Source organism: Campylobacter volucris, from assembly GCF_008011665.1.
In the GTDB taxonomy this organism is placed as follows: domain Bacteria; phylum Campylobacterota; class Campylobacteria; order Campylobacterales; family Campylobacteraceae; genus Campylobacter_D; species Campylobacter_D volucris_A.
Genome location: NZ_VOWJ01000031.1, coordinates 38,852 through 54,144, shown reverse-complemented (window position 1 = coordinate 54,144; position 15,293 = coordinate 38,852). Strand labels below are relative to the sequence as shown.

The window sequence follows — 15,293 nt, the reverse complement described above, 5'->3', positions numbered from 1 at the left end:
AAAAACCTTTTTTAGTGATTATTATATGCATCATTTAAAGATATAAAATCTAAAATTTTATATCTAGCTTTTAATCTTTCTTTTACACTTTCTACATCAATATTACTTAAAAATTCAACCTGAATTTCAAAATAATTAGTTAAAACAGGTTCTGAATCGGCTGAATTAATATTTAAAAGATTTACTTGCATTTTAGCCAAAGTAGTCAAAAATTCAGCTAAAGAACCTTTTTTATTTTCAATAGAAACAATAATCTTATAACTTTTAATTAAACTATCATTCCAAAATACAAACACCATTTCTTTATTTTCTTCAATCATTTTCATAGCTTGTTCGCATAATTTATGATGGATTATAGCTCCATTAGCTTGTCTAAAAGCAATGATTTCATCGCCTCTTTTTGGTCTACAACAATAATCAAAATTAATCGTCGTCATTTTATAATTTGACCCAATCACAATGCTTTCAAATTTTTGCTTTTTTTGCTCAAATTTACAAGCTTGATTGTGATTTGCGTATTTTTTAAGACATACAATTACTTCTTTAAAATAATTAAAATCTAAAGCAATTTGTCTTAATTTTTTACTAAATTTTTCCTTTTGAAGCCACTCTTCTATAATACTTGCTTTTTCATCAAAAACCGTAGAAAGAAGATTGATAGCGATTTTATGATTAAGTTCTTTTTTCTTTTGTTTGCAAAAATCTCTAATACTAGCTCTTGCCTTACCTGTTTTAACGCTATCAATCCACGAACATCGATAAAATTCTTCTTCAGATGTTTCAATACTAACAATATCACCATTTTTAAGCACTGTTAAAAGTGGAACCCTCACGCGATTTACAAATGCACTTTTAGCATGAAGTCCCACTTTTGTATGAACCTCATAAGCAAAATCAAGTGCAGTTGCTCCTCTTGGAAGGGTAAAAATTTCACCCTTTGGAGAATAAACTGCAATATCTTCTATATATAAACTATCTTTAGCATACTCATAAAGTTCTATAGCATCAAAATTTTGAACATCTTCATTTTCTTTACCATGCATAGAAATATCAGCAAGCCAATCCAAATTTGGAGTGGCGATATTACCTTCTTTATATTTCCAGTGTGCTGCTACACCAAATTCAGCAGTTTTATGCATATCAAAAGTGCGAATTTGAGCTTCAATAATATTTTTTGCATCAAAAAGTGTTGTGTGTAAAGTTTGATATCCATTTTGTTTTGGCAATGCAATATAATCTTTAAATCTTGAAATCAATGGATTAAAATGAGTGTGTAAAATTCCTAGAGCCAAATAACAATCATACACCTTTTCTACTAAAATTCTCACCCCTAAAAGATCTAGCACTTCTTCAAGCCTAACACCTTTTCTTTGCATTTTAAGATAAATAGAATAATTATGCTTAATTCTTTTATGGATTATAAAACTACCTTGTCTAAAACCATTTTCTAAAAACAACATTTCGATTTTAGAAATAAACTCATTGAAACCTAACTGAATTTGCTGATCTTTTGAGTTGATATAGTTGTCAATTTGTGTAAATTCTTCTGGTAATAAAAATTTAAAACTTAAATCTTCAAGTAAATTTTTTATACTTGAAATTCCAAGCCTATGAGCAATAGGTGCATAAACCACTAAAGTTTCTTCGCTGATTCTTTTTTGCTTGTCTTCTCGTAAATAATTTAATGTAAGCATATTATGTAATCTATCACAAAGTTTAATTACTAAAACACTTACATCTTCAACACCAACTAAAAGCATGTTTCTAAAAGTTAAAGCGGATTTTGCAAGTTTTTCATTAGATCCTGATTGTATAAGATGATCTTCCCTTATACTAACAATTTTTGTTAAACCTTGGACTAACTTAGTAACTTCTTCACCAAAATAAGTTCTTAATTCATTTTCATCACACTTAGTATCTTCTAACACATCATGCAATAAAGCAGCAATAATCATAGATTCAACTGGACTTAAAAAAGCTACCAAAGAAGCTACTAATATAGGATGAACCGCATAAGGTTCTCCGCTTTTTCTAAATTGACCTTCGTGTTTTTGTATGCAAAAATCAACAGCTTGCTCTAAAGCTCGAGTTTTTGGAAAAACCAAAAACAAAACATCTCTAGCTTTTTGCAAATCTTTACAATTTTTTATATCTTCAATAAGTTTATCTAGTAATAACTCATCATTTACTAGTTTCAATAAAACCCTCTAAAGCAATTTTATCTTCAGCTATTTCATATAAAGCAATATCTGTATATTTGTATTTATTTTTATCTAAATTTACTAAAGCTTCTGCGCCATTAGCTAATTCCTCAGCTCTTTTTGCTACGACTAGTGCTAGTTTGTATCTATCATCTTTCATTTTTTTAAGTGCTTGAGCAGCTATTTGTTCCACTCTCATTTTTTTCCTTTATATTAATTTTTAACAATAGAGCATGAGCTCATATCACCTTTAAGAATTTTAAGCAAATTCCCTTCTTTAAACATATTACACACTATAATAGGCAGAGCATTATCTTTTGCTAAAGCTATAGCAGTATCATCCATAACTTTTATATTATCATGTAAAGCTCTTTCATAGCTTAATTCATTGAGCATTTTAGCATCATTAAATTGGTTTGGGTCTTTGTCAAAAATTCCATCTACTTTCGTAGCTTTAATAATCATATCAGCTTGAATTTCAACAGCCCTTAAAGTAGCTGCTGTATCAGTTGTAAAATAAGGATTTCCTGTCCCACAAGCAAAGATCACTATACGGCCTTTTTCCAAATGTCTGTGGGCTCTTCTCATAATATATGTTTCGCAAAAAGCCTCCATTTGTATAGCGCTTTGCACTCTTACACCCAAGCCAGCACTTTCTAGAGCTTCTTGCATAGCTATAGAATTAATTACCGTAGCAAGCATACCCATATGATCGCCACTAGTTCTTTTTATAAGCCCATCTCTTGCAGCAGAAACTCCTCTTATGATATTTCCACCACCAATTACTATACCTACTTCAACTCCTTCATTCACTAAACTTTTAATTTCAGAAGCTATATATTTTAAAATAGAATTTTCAATGCCAAATCCATTTTCACCAGCTAAAGCTTCTCCAGAAAATTTAACTAAAACTCTTTTCTTTTTATGATTCATAAAATTTTCTCCTTTAAATGCCAAACTATATCAAAAATCGGATTAAAAAAAGCTAATTTACCTAATCATTTCTAAAGGATTTATGTGATAATTTTTTTGAGTTACTTCAAAAGTTAAGTCACTCTCTACTCTTCCGATAATATACCCTTTTTTTATATTTCTTCCTACTTTAACCCCTGGTGCAATTTTATCCAAATGTGCATAAATTGTATGAATTCCATCTTTATTTTCTATAATCACAACTTTTTTTAAAGTCGGTGTAGCTTTTGCAAAAACCACTTTACCATCTAAAACATTTTTTACTGCTGCATCTGGAGTGGTACTTTTTAATACCACATTTTCATTGTAAATTTTTATATTATATATAGGATCAATATAGTTTCCAAATTTTTGTTTAACACTGTAAGAATCTAAAGGAGCAATGGTTTTTTCACCAATATAACGCTTAACATTACTCGTTTGAAAGCTCATACCGATTTGTTGTTTAGAGTTATCCTTAGATTCATTTTTTTCTTGTTTTTGAGCTATTTTTTTTTCATCTTCTTTTTCTTTAATGATTTTTAATTGGCTTAAAGTTTTTCTTAATTCTTGTTGTTGTTCTTGCAAAGATGATAATTTTCGCGTATAAATTTCTTTATCAGTCTTTTGCTTTGCAATCTCCATTTCTTGTTTTTTTCTTAAATTTTTAAGCTCATCAATCTGAATTTTATATTCTTTTAAATTTGCATTAATAATAGAAATTTGATTTTGTTTTTCCTCTATTTTTTTAGTGATATCTTCATAATCTTTTGAAATTTTACGAAATTCTTCATTAAAAATTTTATCTAAATTGCTTACCACTTCTAAAGCTATAATGCTATCTTCACTCTCTATATAATTTTGTGGAATAGCCAAATCATAGGCAAAATCTTTGGCTATTAAATCAATCAATTTACCCTCGATAGTATTTTTATTTTTTAACAAATCTTTATTTTGATTATTTAATTGCTCTAAAGCTTTAATTTGAATTTTTACAGAACTTTCTAATTTTGAAGTTTTATTATTTAAAACACTAATTTCTGAGGCAATTTTTTTTAGATTTTTTTCATTATCTAAAATTTCACTTGCTAAATCTTCAAGTTTTTTTGAAAGTTGTTTAACAATTCTTTCATTTTCTTTAATGTCTTTTTGTTTTTGTTCAATTTCATTAGAAAATCCTAAAGAAATAAAAACACAAAAAAGCAAAAAGCATTTTTTCATTTTCTAACCTTAAACATTACAAAATTAACACACAAAAAGCATACTGCAAGCATTATTATAAAAATTAAAGCCAGATGTGAAAAAATATTTATTTTAGGAAGACTTATATCTACTCCTTGCAAAGCTAATTTGATTGATTCAAGATCGTATACTTGAGTAAAAAATACAACTAAAAACAAAAATGCTACAAAACAATCAATCAAAACTATCTTATAAAGCATAAAAGATCTAAACCAAAAAGGAGCTCCAAACAAACACATAATTTCCACTCTTTGAGTATGCTCAAAAAGCCAAATTTTCATTTGTTTTAATAACAACACAAAGCTTAATAAAATAATAATAAACAAGAAAAACCAAAGTAAAAATTTAACCAAAACAAGTAACTTATAAATTTTCGTATGAGTTTTTGCAAAAGTTTCTACTTTGACTATATTAGAATTTTGCAAAAGTTTATTTTTTAAAGAATCAAGCTCATCATTAGATAATAATTTACTAAGTTTTAAAGTATAAAATTTAGGTAAAGTAGATTTTAAAACTTCTAAATTTTTTGAAGAAATATCATTTTTAAGCCTATCAAGCATTAAATTTGGATCTAAAATATCTATAGATTTAAAATATTCAACTTGTCCTTGTATAGACTTTTGATCCAAAGATGTCTTAGAAACTAAGATGATGTTGTAATCTTTATTTAATAAGTTCTCATAATATTCTATAGTTTTATTGGTAATAATTAAAAACTCAAAAGCAAACATCATAACCATTAAGGCAAAAATCAAAGAAAGATGATTTTTAAGCGATTTCATTCATTCTCCCATTTTCTATATTAAAACGACGATAATCAAGTCTTAAATTTGTAGGAATTCTATGTGTAACTACTACTACACAAGTTCCAAGTAATTCTCTTGCTGATTTTAACAAAGTCCATATAATATCAGAAGAGTATTCATCCAAGTTTCCTGTTGGCTCATCACACAAAAGAAGTTTTGGATTATGCGCTAAAGCTCTTGCCATAGCAACTCGTTGTTGTTCTCCTCCTGAAAGTTGAGCTGGTTTTTTATCGGCTTTAAAGGTTAAATTTACATGTTTTAAAAGTTTAGCAGCTTGTTCTTTACATATATTTTTACTATAACCTTTAATCATTAAAGGTAGCATTACATTTTTTTCTACACTAAATTCTTGAATCAAGCGATAATCTTGAAAAATAATCCCTATTTTTTGTCTAAATTGCAAAAGCTGTGCATTAGAAATATCTATCAAATCACTACCACATACTTTTAAACTTCCACCAATTGGCTCCAAATCCCCATAAAAAGATTTGAGTAAGGTTGATTTTCCACTACCGCTTTTGCCTGTAATAAAAACAAAATCATTATCTTTTAGCGAAAAACTAGCATTTTCTATAACAAGCTCATCATAACCAAGACAAAGCTTTTTAGCTTCTATCATCACTATATTTTCCTTAAAAAATCAATTTTTCAAATAATAAACAATTTTCATAAACAAAATATTTAATTTTTATAAAAACATAAAATTTCTCTTAATTTTTCCATGGCTTTTGAATTTTCCTTTGTTTTAAATGGTTTTCCAAACATAAATTCTACCCCATTTAAATCTAATTTTATATAAATATGCTCAGGCTTATAAAACGCTCCAAATGCTATTTTAATGATATTTCCATCTTTGATTTTATAAATATTTTCAAGATGCAAAAAATAATCTTTACCCTTAAATACTTCATTTTTAAATTTGCGCTCAATTTGTATTAATTCTTCTTGATTAAAACTCATATCCTCTATGGCAAATTTTTCAAAAGAATTTAGCTCTTTACTTTCATCAAATCCACTAATAATTAAATCATATATATCTTTATTTTGTTTTTTCCAACGATCTTCATATTTACTTGAAATTTCTAAATTTTCATTCTTTTTAACAAGAGCATTTAAGCAAGGCAATTGCAAAAACGAATTTAAGGTAAAATCAAAATATAAAAAACTATCTGTTCTAAGCTCGAATTTTCCATCTTTTTTCAAAACCCTAGCACATTCATTGACAAAATTTTCTCCTACAACTCTTCTGTGTGGCTTTTTATCCCAAGGAACTGGAAAATGAAGAAAAATTTTATCTATCAAATTAGACTTTAAAACACTTAATAATAATCTAGCATCAGTTTGAATCAATAATATATTTGTGATATTTTGACTTAAAGCTAATTTTGCAACTTGCTCAAGCGCTGGAGTATAAATTTCAACCCCAATTATCAAAATATCAGGATTATTTTTAGCTTGATAAAGCAAATGCCTACCACTTCCAAAGCCTATTTCTATGTAAATTTTTTCTTTATTGTAAATTTGTTCAAGTAATTCTTTTAAAGAATTAGCAATTAAAGAAGTTTTTTTCACCAATCTTGTATGTTTTAAGGCAATTGCTTCATTTAAAATATCTTGGGCAAAATTTTGCTTAAATACCATCAAAGCTTTTTGTAAATACCCAATCTGAGAAGGCTTAGTATGTTTTTCACCTTTTATTAGCCATTCTTTTTTTTGTTTATCTTGTTTAATTTGTAAAAAAAATTTTTCTTGCTCAATGCGTGTAAAAATTAATTGTATATTTTCACCATAAGCAGACCATAAAAATTCAACTCCATCTTTTTTAAAAGGGAATTGAATATCGTTTAATCTTTGACATTTAAAATTTGGCATTATTTAGCTGCTGTAAATTTATTTGATGGTTTTGATTCTATACCATTGGCATCAATTGCTATGACCTCATAGCTATAAACTTTTCCTGGTAAAGCTGTGATATCTTTTAATTGCTTAGATTTAATCTCCTTAAATACTGCACTACTTCCACCGCCTGTTCTTTTTACTATGTATTCTCGTGCTCTATCGTCATTATCTATCCATTCTACTTTAATACCATCATCTTCAACAGCACACAAAACTATATTTGGAGCCAAAGGTGCACCTAAAGTAATACCCTCAACAGGCTCACTCATCAACGGACTTTCTAAACCATCTTTATCCACCATGCTTACCTTATAATATCTTTTTTCACTTACACCATTGATTGCATCTTCGTAGGTATTTTCAGCAGTTTTTGCCACAACACTTAAAGGCAATAAAGTATTAGAACCTGAATATATTTTATAATAAGCAAAATCTGCATAATCAATTTTATCCCAAGTTAAAATGATTTTTTTAGGTGCATCTTTACTAGCTTGTAAATTTGCAACCATAGGAGGTAAAGCTTTTGTGGTAGATTCTACTATTTTACTTGGCGGACTTTTGATACCATCATAAGTTAAAGCTATGATTCTATATTGAAAGCTCTCATCTGATTTTAAAGAATCATCGATATATTCAGCGCTTAAACGATTTTTAACCTTAGCAAGTTCTTTAAATTTCATATCTTTCATATTAGCCCGTTCAATAATATATGAATTTACCCTAAGATCAGGATGTGGTCTCCATACTATCTTTACACGATTTGGCAAGCCTACTATAGCTTGAGTGAAAGGAACTGGATCAATTACTCTAGTTGTATAAGCTTCTATATTCATTCCATCTGGCGAAACTTGACCAAGTTCATTATAAGTTTTCATAGAATAATAATATTTTGTATTTGGCTCTAAATTAGTATCAGTATAATGGGTTTGAAATTTATTATCTATTTTTGCTATGAGCTCCATTGGAGCACTAACTGAACTTGCTCTATAGATATAAAAACCTGCTATATTTTGATCATATAAAGGCTCCCATTCAAACGCTATACTAGTAATATCTGAAATACTTTTAATATTAGATATCTTTGGCAGACCTTCGTTAATTTGAGCTATTTTAGGTGAACCAATAGTACTACAAGCGCTAAAAACCAAAGCTGCACTTAAGATGGCTAAGTGAAATTTTTTCATCAATCTCTCCTTGGGTGAAATTTTCTTTCAATATCTGCTTAAAATCATCAAATATCGGAGCTTTTATAAATAAAAGCTCTCTTGTTTTTGGATGTATAAAATATATCAAATATGCATGAAGCATTACCCTATTATACTTTATTTTTCCTTTATATCCATATAAATCATCTCCTAAAATATAACGATTAAAATCAGCCAAATGCACTCTAATTTGATGGGTTCTGCCTGTATATAACTTTGCCCCAATTAAAGCGCATTTGCTAGAATTTAATAAATTTAAAAATTCAGTCTTTGCGCTTTTTGCGTGAGGATTTAAAATATTTTTTGTTGTAATTTTTTTTAATCTATTATTAGGACATCTAATGATAGCTTTTTCATTGCACATTTTATCTTCTTTTAATGGCAAATCACACAAAGCAAGATAAATTCTCCCCATACTTTTATCTAAAAGTTGCTGAGCTAAAAATTGATGAGCTTGATTATTTTTAGCTATTACGATTGCACCACTTGTGCCTTTATCTAATCTATGTACAAGTCCTGCTCTATATTCTCCATTTAAATTTGATAATGCATACCCTCTTAGCAAAAGCCAATCAACCAAAGTAGCTTCTTTCACACTACTAGCACCATGAACTACGATATTTGGTCCTTTATTTAATACCAAGATATCATCATCTTCATATAAAATCTCTACATCAAATTTAGGAGTGTATTGTTGGTGTATTGTTTTAATTTGAGGAAGATTGATGTAAATTTCATCTTTACATTTGACTTTGTAAGAGTTTTTATCAATCTTTTTGTTATTTATACTTACTAAATTATCTTTAATTATTTTTGAAATTTGTGAGCGACTTTGATTTAGCACTTTGGATAATAAAATGTCAAGTCTTTCTTCAAAAAGTGATGAAAATTTAAGCATATTTTAGTATTTCCTCAGAATAAAATTTGCAATTTTAACATATAATTACAAAATATTTCATAAAGGATTATTTTGATAAAGCTTGATAGAAGAATTTTAACTCACTTTGATTTTGTTCAACCAATACTTATTCTTCCTATTATTGCTATATCTTTTATTTTGATATACGAAGCAGATGTGCGTTTGGCTGAAAAGCAACTTGTATATACTTTAGTCGGATTTGCTGGGTTTGCTTTTTTCTTTTTTATCCCGCTTAGAAAATTAGCATGGCTTATACCTGTTATTTATTGGATTAATATAGTTTTGCTTTTAAGTGTTGATATTTTTGGTGTTGAAAAATTAGGAGCTAGAAGATGGCTTAATGTGCCTTTTACTGATTTTACCATACAACCTTCTGAAATTTTTAAATCCTCTTTTATATTAATGCTAGCTTATATAATCTATCAAAATCCACCGCCACAAAATGGTTATGGTTTAAAACAATTTTTAAAATTGAGTTTTTACATCTTACTTCCGTTTTTACTCATAGCAGGAGAACCCGATCTTGGAACTGCTTTGATACTACTGATAGTAGGCTATGGAATGCTTTTTATCATAGGAGTAAATTATAAAATTTGGCTTACTATTTTTATAGCTATAGCTGTGGCTTCTCCTATTATTTATAGTGATTTTTTAAAACCTTATCAAAAACAAAGAATTCATGATTTTTTATCTGAAGAACCAAGTTATCATGTCAAACAATCTATCATTGCCATAGGAAGTGGCGGATTAACCGGAAAACAAGCCGATGAAGCCACGCAAACTCATTTTAAATTTTTACCCATTTCAACTAGCGATTTTATCTTTGCTTATACGGTTGAAAGATTTGGTTTTATAGGTGCAGTGATAATTATACTTCTTTATATTTTGCTTATATTTCACCTACTTAGCTTAAACTACAAGCTTAAAGATGATTATTTTACAAGAGTAATTACTAATTGTATTGCATTATTTGTATTTTTATATGTAGCTGTTAATATATCTATGACTATTGGATTTGCACCTGTTGTTGGTATTCCTATGCCATTTTTTAGTCATGGAGGAAGCTCTTTTACAACTTTTATGATATTTTTTGGAATATTACAAAATTTAATTACCTTTAGATATTTAGCTATTGAAAAAGCAATAAAAATAAAATTCTAAATTTAAATTAAGAAAGAAAAGATATAATATCATTTCATTTTTAACTTTCTGGCGGATTTATAGCTCAGTTGGTTAGAGCAACCGGCTCATAACCGGTTGGTCGCAGGTTCGAGTCCTGCTAAATCCACCATTTACTTACTTCAATCTCATATTCATAATCATATTAGATAAAAAGATATTGTCTTTATCAAAGCTTTTTAAGTTATATTCTAGTTTTAAATATCTTTTTTGTATAGTTTGCATTAAAGTTGAAAGATTGTATAAACTTAAACTTTCTAATATATTTATAAGCTCTATCTTACTTAAAAGCATTGATATGAAAAGATTCTCTACTTTTATTAGTTAATTGAAGCAAAGATATGACATCTTTTATAACTTGTAAAATATCATTTGCTACTTCACCATAGCCCCAAGTAAAGATAATATAATTATCATCTATATTTGTAACACCAAATAATAAAGAAGGTGTAAAAATTAAAGCACTTAAGGAATAAAAATGTAAAATCTTTTCATCAATTGTATTAAAGAAGCTAAAGAGTTTGTTTGGTGTAATTGTATTAAGGGTGAACGCTAAAGGGGTGCAACCCTTTAGCGTTAATTTACCGCCCAGAAGGGAGGTGAGTTAAATGCTCAACATTGTTCTTATAATTATACTCTTAACGCTTTGCTATGTCAAGGCTTATTGAGTATCCCCTGCTTTTGCAGGGTTTAGAACAATCCCTTTGGCTTACCAAACAAATTTTTAACTAAACTCTATCTCCTTTCTATAGTTTTATTTTTTCTTTTTAATTAGTAGGTTTTCTTGTTAAATTTTCAAGATTGCTTTCAATCTTTTCTTGTATTTTTATAGAATCAGCTTGTATTTTATCTACATCAATACTTCCAACAATATCAGCAATAAACTCACTTAAATTTATTTCACTAAAATCTAACTTTTGAAATTCTTCTGGAGCAAATCCTCTACAATCAGGACTCTTTGGAGAACCCCAACCCCTTCCAATTTGTGGGCGTCCTTGTTCATTAAATATTCTTGCTAATTTTGAATTAAAACAACAATATGTTTTTTTATGCTGAATACAACCTATGAATTTAATTTTTTTAGAGTAATATTCACCAACTTCTACACATCTATTTTGCTTATTGAGTTTGGCTAGCTTTTTTTCATCTTCTTTACAAGGTACAAGCCCTATAAATACTTTATCTTTATCACAACAACCACCACCAGTTAAGCCAAAAAATTTGTCTTTGGAGCGACATCTATTATCTTTTTTATTAAAGATAAAAATTTGTTCTCCACAAGAACCATCATCTTCCCAACCATTATTATTTTCATCATTAAATACTAACTTAAGTATCTTCATCTTCAATATGGATAGCACCTTTTTAAAATACAACTATTACATTTAGAATAGTTATTGTTTTAAACATACAATATCTTTGCTAACTTCTAAAACTATCTAAAGCATAGCATTTATATTTTATTTACCAGCATAAACAGGATATAAAATAAAATATTTAATATAGTATAATGTAGAATTATAGATATTGGAAAAAATTTAAATGGTAATGATTTTAAAAAATTTTTATAGCTTTGAAAAAAATAGCTAAAATTATATCAGGAGTTAAATCTTTAAAATGAGATTTAACCTACTTTAGCAATTCATATAATAGCAAATATTCTATTTTTGAAATTGTTTCTTGAATATATTAAACACTTGCTCTTCATTAGTCAGGCAGTATTTTTCTTTGTTAGAATTTAAATCCACAAAATTCTTTCCTTGAAATTCACACTCTAAAAATTTTAATATATCACCTATTTAGTAAAACAATATCACTTTTTTACACATTTTTACAATAAAATACAAAGTATGTACAAAAGCATGTGCAAATGAAAAAATATTTCATTAAAGTATGGATGCTTAGGTGTTTGGTTGGTAAATTACACACCTGCTAAATCCACCATCTTTTATTTGGCTTCATATTTATAACTATATTCTTTTTAACTATTTTTTTATTTTATGTCAAAAACTGAAAGAATATACAAATTTAAATCCTCTGATATATTAAAGTAGGTAATTGCTTACAGCAAAAGAAATAAATATAGCTAATAAAAAATTATTCTTCATATCTCATATTTAATATAAAATTTATAATTTTGATATAGTTTTTAGCACTTTGTTTTATAAGAATTAATACTTTTCTTTTATCACAAAACACCAGCCTTATATAATAGTACAAAACATATATAAAGTAAATAATATATATTTTTCCAAATGGCGACCCCTAGAGGATTTGAACCTCTGTTATCACACAGAGAGAGTGATGTCCTGAGCCGCTAGACGAAAGGGTCATTTAGCAGTGGTGTCCCGTGTTGGATTCGAACCAACGGCCCCCTCCTTAAAAGGGAGATGCTCTACCGGCTGAGCTAACGAGACAATGGCGCGGCGGACGGGGCTCGAACCCGCGACCTCCGGCGTGACAGGCCGATATTCTAACCAGCTGAACTACCGCCGCAACCAAAAAAGGATGGTGGTCACTATAAGACTCGAACTTATGACATCCACCTTGTAAGGGTGGCGCTCTACCAACTGAGCTAAGCGACCAAAAAGACATTAGTGGTGTCCCGTGTTGGATTCGAACCAACGGCCCCCTCCTTAAAAGGGAGATGCTCTACCGGCTGAGCTAACGAGACAGCAAAAAAATGAAATTATGCCAAAAGAAAAGTTTTTTGTCAAGAAAATAGACAAAAAACAAAGCTTTTATAGCTTAAATTTACTAAGCTAAATCTAAAGAGACCTTGCCATTTTTAATCTCTAGAACTTTTACTTGTATTTCACTACCAAGCTCTAATTTTTCTTTGATTTTAGAATTATGCAATAAACCATCTATACCATCTTTTAATCCTACAAAAACACCAAAATCAACTACTTTTTGCACCACGCCTACAAACTCTTCGCCGATCTCAAATTTAGGCATTTCTTTTTTATCTCTTTTTTTATTGGTATTTTTTGAGTGAATTAAATTTAAAATATATTCTTTGCTTTGCTCGATCATTTCTTTATTTGATCCAGAAATTTTTACCTCACCTTTATCTCTATCTAAATCAATATTTACTTCAAATTTTTCAATAATTTCTTTTATGGTTTTTCCACCTTGACCTATAATATCTGGAATTTTATTTAAATCTATATTGAAAATTTCTATTTTTGGAAGTATAGCTTCATTTATGATTATTTTAGAATTTGCTTCTTGCATTAAATTTAAAATATAAGCTCTTGCTTCTTTTGCTTGATATAAAGCCTCTTGTAATACTTTTTGCTCTATACCACCTAACTTAATATCCATTTGCAAAGCAGTGATACCTTCTAAACTTCCAGCAACTTTAAAATCCATATCTCCATCATGATCTTCAAGCCCCATAATATCAGTTAATATAGCATATTTATCTTCTTCAAAAATAAGCCCCATAGCCACACCTGCTACTAATTTCACACTAGGAACACCTGCAGCTTTTAAAGCCAAAGAGCCACCACAAACAGTGGCCATGGAGCTTGATCCATTGCTTTCTAAAATTTCTGAAACCAAACGAATAGTATGTGCATAATCATTATCTACACTAGGGTGTAAAGCCCTTTTTGCTAAATTTCCATGTCCTAGCTCTCTTCTACCTGGGGCTTTTATAGGACTTGCTTCGCCCACTGAAAATCCTGGAAAATTATAATTAACCATAAATTTTTCACATATTGGATTTTTTTCTGTAAGTATATCTGACATTTGCGCATCATTATCCCCGCCTAAAGTAGCTACAACTAAAGCTTGAGTTTGCCCTCTAGTAAATAGACAAGATCCATGCGCACTTGGTAAGATATTAGTTTCAATATCAATCTTTCTAATATCTTTTAAACCCCTGCCATCAGCTCTTTTGCCATCATTTATAATTTGTGTTCTAACAATTTCTCTTTTACACGCATGTAAAGCTTTTTGGATATCTTCTAAAGTCCATTCTTTTTCAACAGTAATGTTTTCTTTTTCAATTTCTTTAGCAATTTGAAAAATTTCACTTGCTCTTTCACTTTTTGCCATTTGATTAATGGCTATTTTGAGCTTAGTTAAATATGAATTTTTAACAAAATTTATCAATTCTTCATTATCATTTTCAACTTTATACTCAAGATTTGAATTTTTTCTATAAGCAGCAAAAGCTTTTTCATAAGCATTAGATCCTCTTAATATAGCATTACTTGCAAAATCTAGCGCTCTTAAAGTCTCATCTTCGCTAAGCTCATTCATAAAATGCACACCATCTTTTTTACCAGCTAAAGCTCTCATTTCTATCATTAAAAGCTCATCTTTAACACCTGCTACATAAAGATCTAAAGTACTAGATTTTAACTCACTATTGCTTGGATTTAAAACAAATTCATCATTAATTTTACCTATTCTCACCCCACAAACTGGAGCTTTGATTGCAATGTCACTTAAATATAACGCAACACTTGCTGCATTTAAACTCATAACTTGCAAATCCACTTCGCTATCAGCAGAAAGAACCATCACCACAATTTGCGTTGGGTAAGCATATCCTTTTGGAAACAATGGTCTTAAACTTCTATCGATTATCCTTGCGCTTAATGTTTCATAATCACTTGGTTTGGTTTCTCTTTTGACATACCCACCTGGAATTTTACCTGCAGCATATGCTTTTTCAATATATTGAACAGTAAGAGGTAGAAAATCTTCTTCTACCATTTTATCTTCTCTGGCAACAGTTGCCAAAACAACAGCATTTTTTTCTCTCATTAAAACAGCTCCAGCTGCTTGCTTAGCAAATTTATCTGTCTCAAAAATTTCTATGTGATTATTGATATTTAGTATATGTTCCATGATTTTTCCTTGATGTTTATTATAG

Annotated in this window: 13 protein-coding genes and 6 tRNA genes; 2 read left to right on the top strand and 17 right to left on the bottom strand. The window is 28.9% G+C overall.

Translation table 11 applies throughout. The features are described 5' to 3' along the window. Nucleotides 1–11: 11 nt before the first annotated feature. The 9 genes from FPD38_RS06280 to FPD38_RS06240 all read right to left on the bottom strand — a co-directional run bounded on the left by FPD38_RS06280 (nucleotide 12) and on the right by FPD38_RS06240 (nucleotide 9,202). Nucleotides 12–2,198 (bottom strand): RelA/SpoT family protein, encoded by a 2,187-nt coding sequence (locus tag FPD38_RS06280; protein ID WP_147555871.1) that lies wholly within the window; start codon nucleotides 2,196–2,198, stop codon nucleotides 12–14. Then, nucleotides 2,182–2,400, bottom strand: a complete 219-nt coding sequence (locus FPD38_RS06275; protein ID WP_039665388.1) for a DNA-directed RNA polymerase subunit omega — start codon at nucleotides 2,398–2,400, stop codon at nucleotides 2,182–2,184. The genes FPD38_RS06280 and FPD38_RS06275 overlap by 17 nt, the downstream gene beginning before the upstream one ends. Before the next feature lie 14 nt (nucleotides 2,401–2,414). Further along, nucleotides 2,415–3,134, bottom strand: coding sequence for a UMP kinase (gene pyrH / locus FPD38_RS06270; RefSeq protein WP_147555870.1), 720 nt, complete (start codon nucleotides 3,132–3,134; stop codon nucleotides 2,415–2,417). Between the two features lie 57 nt (nucleotides 3,135–3,191). After that, complete coding sequence (locus tag FPD38_RS06265) at nucleotides 3,192–4,373, bottom strand: murein hydrolase activator EnvC family protein (RefSeq protein WP_147555869.1); 1,182 nt, start codon at nucleotides 4,371–4,373, stop codon at nucleotides 3,192–3,194. Next, entirely contained in the window at nucleotides 4,370–5,176 is an 807-nt protein-coding gene (locus tag FPD38_RS06260; RefSeq protein ID WP_147555868.1) for an ABC transporter permease, read from the bottom strand. The genes FPD38_RS06265 and FPD38_RS06260 overlap by 4 nt, the downstream gene beginning before the upstream one ends. Further along, the gene (locus tag FPD38_RS06255; RefSeq protein WP_039666255.1) at nucleotides 5,163–5,819 is read right to left on the bottom strand and encodes a cell division ATP-binding protein FtsE; all 657 of its coding nucleotides are present in this window, start codon (nucleotides 5,817–5,819) and stop codon (nucleotides 5,163–5,165) included. Before FPD38_RS06255 ends, FPD38_RS06260 begins: the two co-directional genes overlap by 14 nt. A 62-nt stretch (nucleotides 5,820–5,881) precedes the next feature. Continuing rightward, a complete protein-coding gene (gene trmB, locus FPD38_RS06250) occupies nucleotides 5,882–7,072 on the bottom strand; it encodes a tRNA (guanosine(46)-N7)-methyltransferase TrmB (RefSeq protein ID WP_147555867.1) in 1,191 nt (396 codons plus the stop codon). Then, nucleotides 7,072–8,283, bottom strand: a complete 1,212-nt coding sequence (locus FPD38_RS06245) for a fibronectin type III domain-containing protein (protein ID WP_147555866.1) — start codon at nucleotides 8,281–8,283, stop codon at nucleotides 7,072–7,074. Before FPD38_RS06245 ends, trmB begins: the two co-directional genes overlap by 1 nt. Then, the gene (locus tag FPD38_RS06240) at nucleotides 8,237–9,202 is read right to left on the bottom strand and encodes an RluA family pseudouridine synthase (RefSeq protein WP_147555865.1); all 966 of its coding nucleotides are present in this window, start codon (nucleotides 9,200–9,202) and stop codon (nucleotides 8,237–8,239) included. The genes FPD38_RS06245 and FPD38_RS06240 overlap by 47 nt, the downstream gene beginning before the upstream one ends. A gap of 72 nt (nucleotides 9,203–9,274) precedes the next feature. On the opposite strand from FPD38_RS06240, the gene FPD38_RS06235 reads away from it, so the two are divergent. Next, entirely contained in the window at nucleotides 9,275–10,384 is a 1,110-nt protein-coding gene (locus FPD38_RS06235; protein WP_147555864.1) for an FtsW/RodA/SpoVE family cell cycle protein, read from the top strand. 53 nt (nucleotides 10,385–10,437) lie between these two features. Beyond that, nucleotides 10,438–10,514 (top strand) — tRNA-Ile (locus FPD38_RS06230). Nucleotides 10,515–10,519: 5 nt separating this feature from the next. Here FPD38_RS06230 and FPD38_RS08170 read toward each other — a convergent pair. The 8 genes from FPD38_RS08170 to FPD38_RS06195 all read right to left on the bottom strand — a co-directional run bounded on the left by FPD38_RS08170 (nucleotide 10,520) and on the right by FPD38_RS06195 (nucleotide 15,268). After that, a complete protein-coding gene (locus tag FPD38_RS08170; protein WP_187153113.1) occupies nucleotides 10,520–10,696 on the bottom strand; it encodes a hypothetical protein in 177 nt (58 codons plus the stop codon). A 473-nt stretch (nucleotides 10,697–11,169) separates the two neighbouring features. After that, on the bottom strand, nucleotides 11,170–11,745 hold the full coding sequence (gene traN / locus FPD38_RS06225; RefSeq protein ID WP_261798313.1) for a conjugal transfer protein TraN: 576 nt from the start codon (nucleotides 11,743–11,745) through the stop codon (nucleotides 11,170–11,172). 913 nt (nucleotides 11,746–12,658) lie between these two features. After that, nucleotides 12,659–12,734, bottom strand: a tRNA-Glu gene (locus FPD38_RS06220). 9 nt (nucleotides 12,735–12,743) lie between these two features. Continuing rightward, nucleotides 12,744–12,819 (bottom strand) — tRNA-Lys (locus tag FPD38_RS06215). Between the two features lie 2 nt (nucleotides 12,820–12,821). Next, nucleotides 12,822–12,898 (bottom strand) — tRNA-Asp (locus FPD38_RS06210). A gap of 13 nt (nucleotides 12,899–12,911) precedes the next feature. After that, nucleotides 12,912–12,987 (bottom strand) — tRNA-Val (locus tag FPD38_RS06205). Nucleotides 12,988–13,000: 13 nt separating this feature from the next. Further along, nucleotides 13,001–13,076: transfer RNA gene (locus FPD38_RS06200), tRNA-Lys, on the bottom strand. An 83-nt stretch (nucleotides 13,077–13,159) separates the two neighbouring features. Further along, nucleotides 13,160–15,268: a polyribonucleotide nucleotidyltransferase gene (locus FPD38_RS06195; protein WP_147555863.1), complete on the bottom strand. Its 2,109-nt coding sequence runs from the start codon at nucleotides 15,266–15,268 to the stop codon at nucleotides 13,160–13,162. Nucleotides 15,269–15,293 lie beyond the last annotated feature (25 nt).

Coding starts and splice junctions, on each gene's coding strand:
- FPD38_RS06275 (WP_039665388.1), bottom strand. CDS start 2,400: ATGAGAGTGGAACAAATAGCTGCTCAAGCACTTAAAAAAATGAAAGAT.
- pyrH (WP_147555870.1), bottom strand. CDS start 3,134: ATGAATCATAAAAAGAAAAGAGTTTTAGTTAAATTTTCTGGAGAAGCT.
- FPD38_RS06265 (WP_147555869.1), bottom strand. CDS start 4,373: ATGAAAAAATGCTTTTTGCTTTTTTGTGTTTTTATTTCTTTAGGATTT.
- FPD38_RS06260 (WP_147555868.1), bottom strand. CDS start 5,176: ATGAAATCGCTTAAAAATCATCTTTCTTTGATTTTTGCCTTAATGGTT.
- FPD38_RS06255 (WP_039666255.1), bottom strand. CDS start 5,819: ATGATAGAAGCTAAAAAGCTTTGTCTTGGTTATGATGAGCTTGTTATA.
- trmB (WP_147555867.1), bottom strand. CDS start 7,072: ATGCCAAATTTTAAATGTCAAAGATTAAACGATATTCAATTCCCTTTT.
- FPD38_RS06245 (WP_147555866.1), bottom strand. CDS start 8,283: ATGAAAAAATTTCACTTAGCCATCTTAAGTGCAGCTTTGGTTTTTAGC.
- FPD38_RS06240 (WP_147555865.1), bottom strand. CDS start 9,202: ATGCTTAAATTTTCATCACTTTTTGAAGAAAGACTTGACATTTTATTA.
- FPD38_RS08170 (WP_187153113.1), bottom strand. CDS start 10,696: ATGCTTTTAAGTAAGATAGAGCTTATAAATATATTAGAAAGTTTAAGT.
- traN (WP_261798313.1), bottom strand. CDS start 11,745: ATGAAGATACTTAAGTTAGTATTTAATGATGAAAATAATAATGGTTGG.
- FPD38_RS06195 (WP_147555863.1), bottom strand. CDS start 15,268: ATGGAACATATACTAAATATCAATAATCACATAGAAATTTTTGAGACA.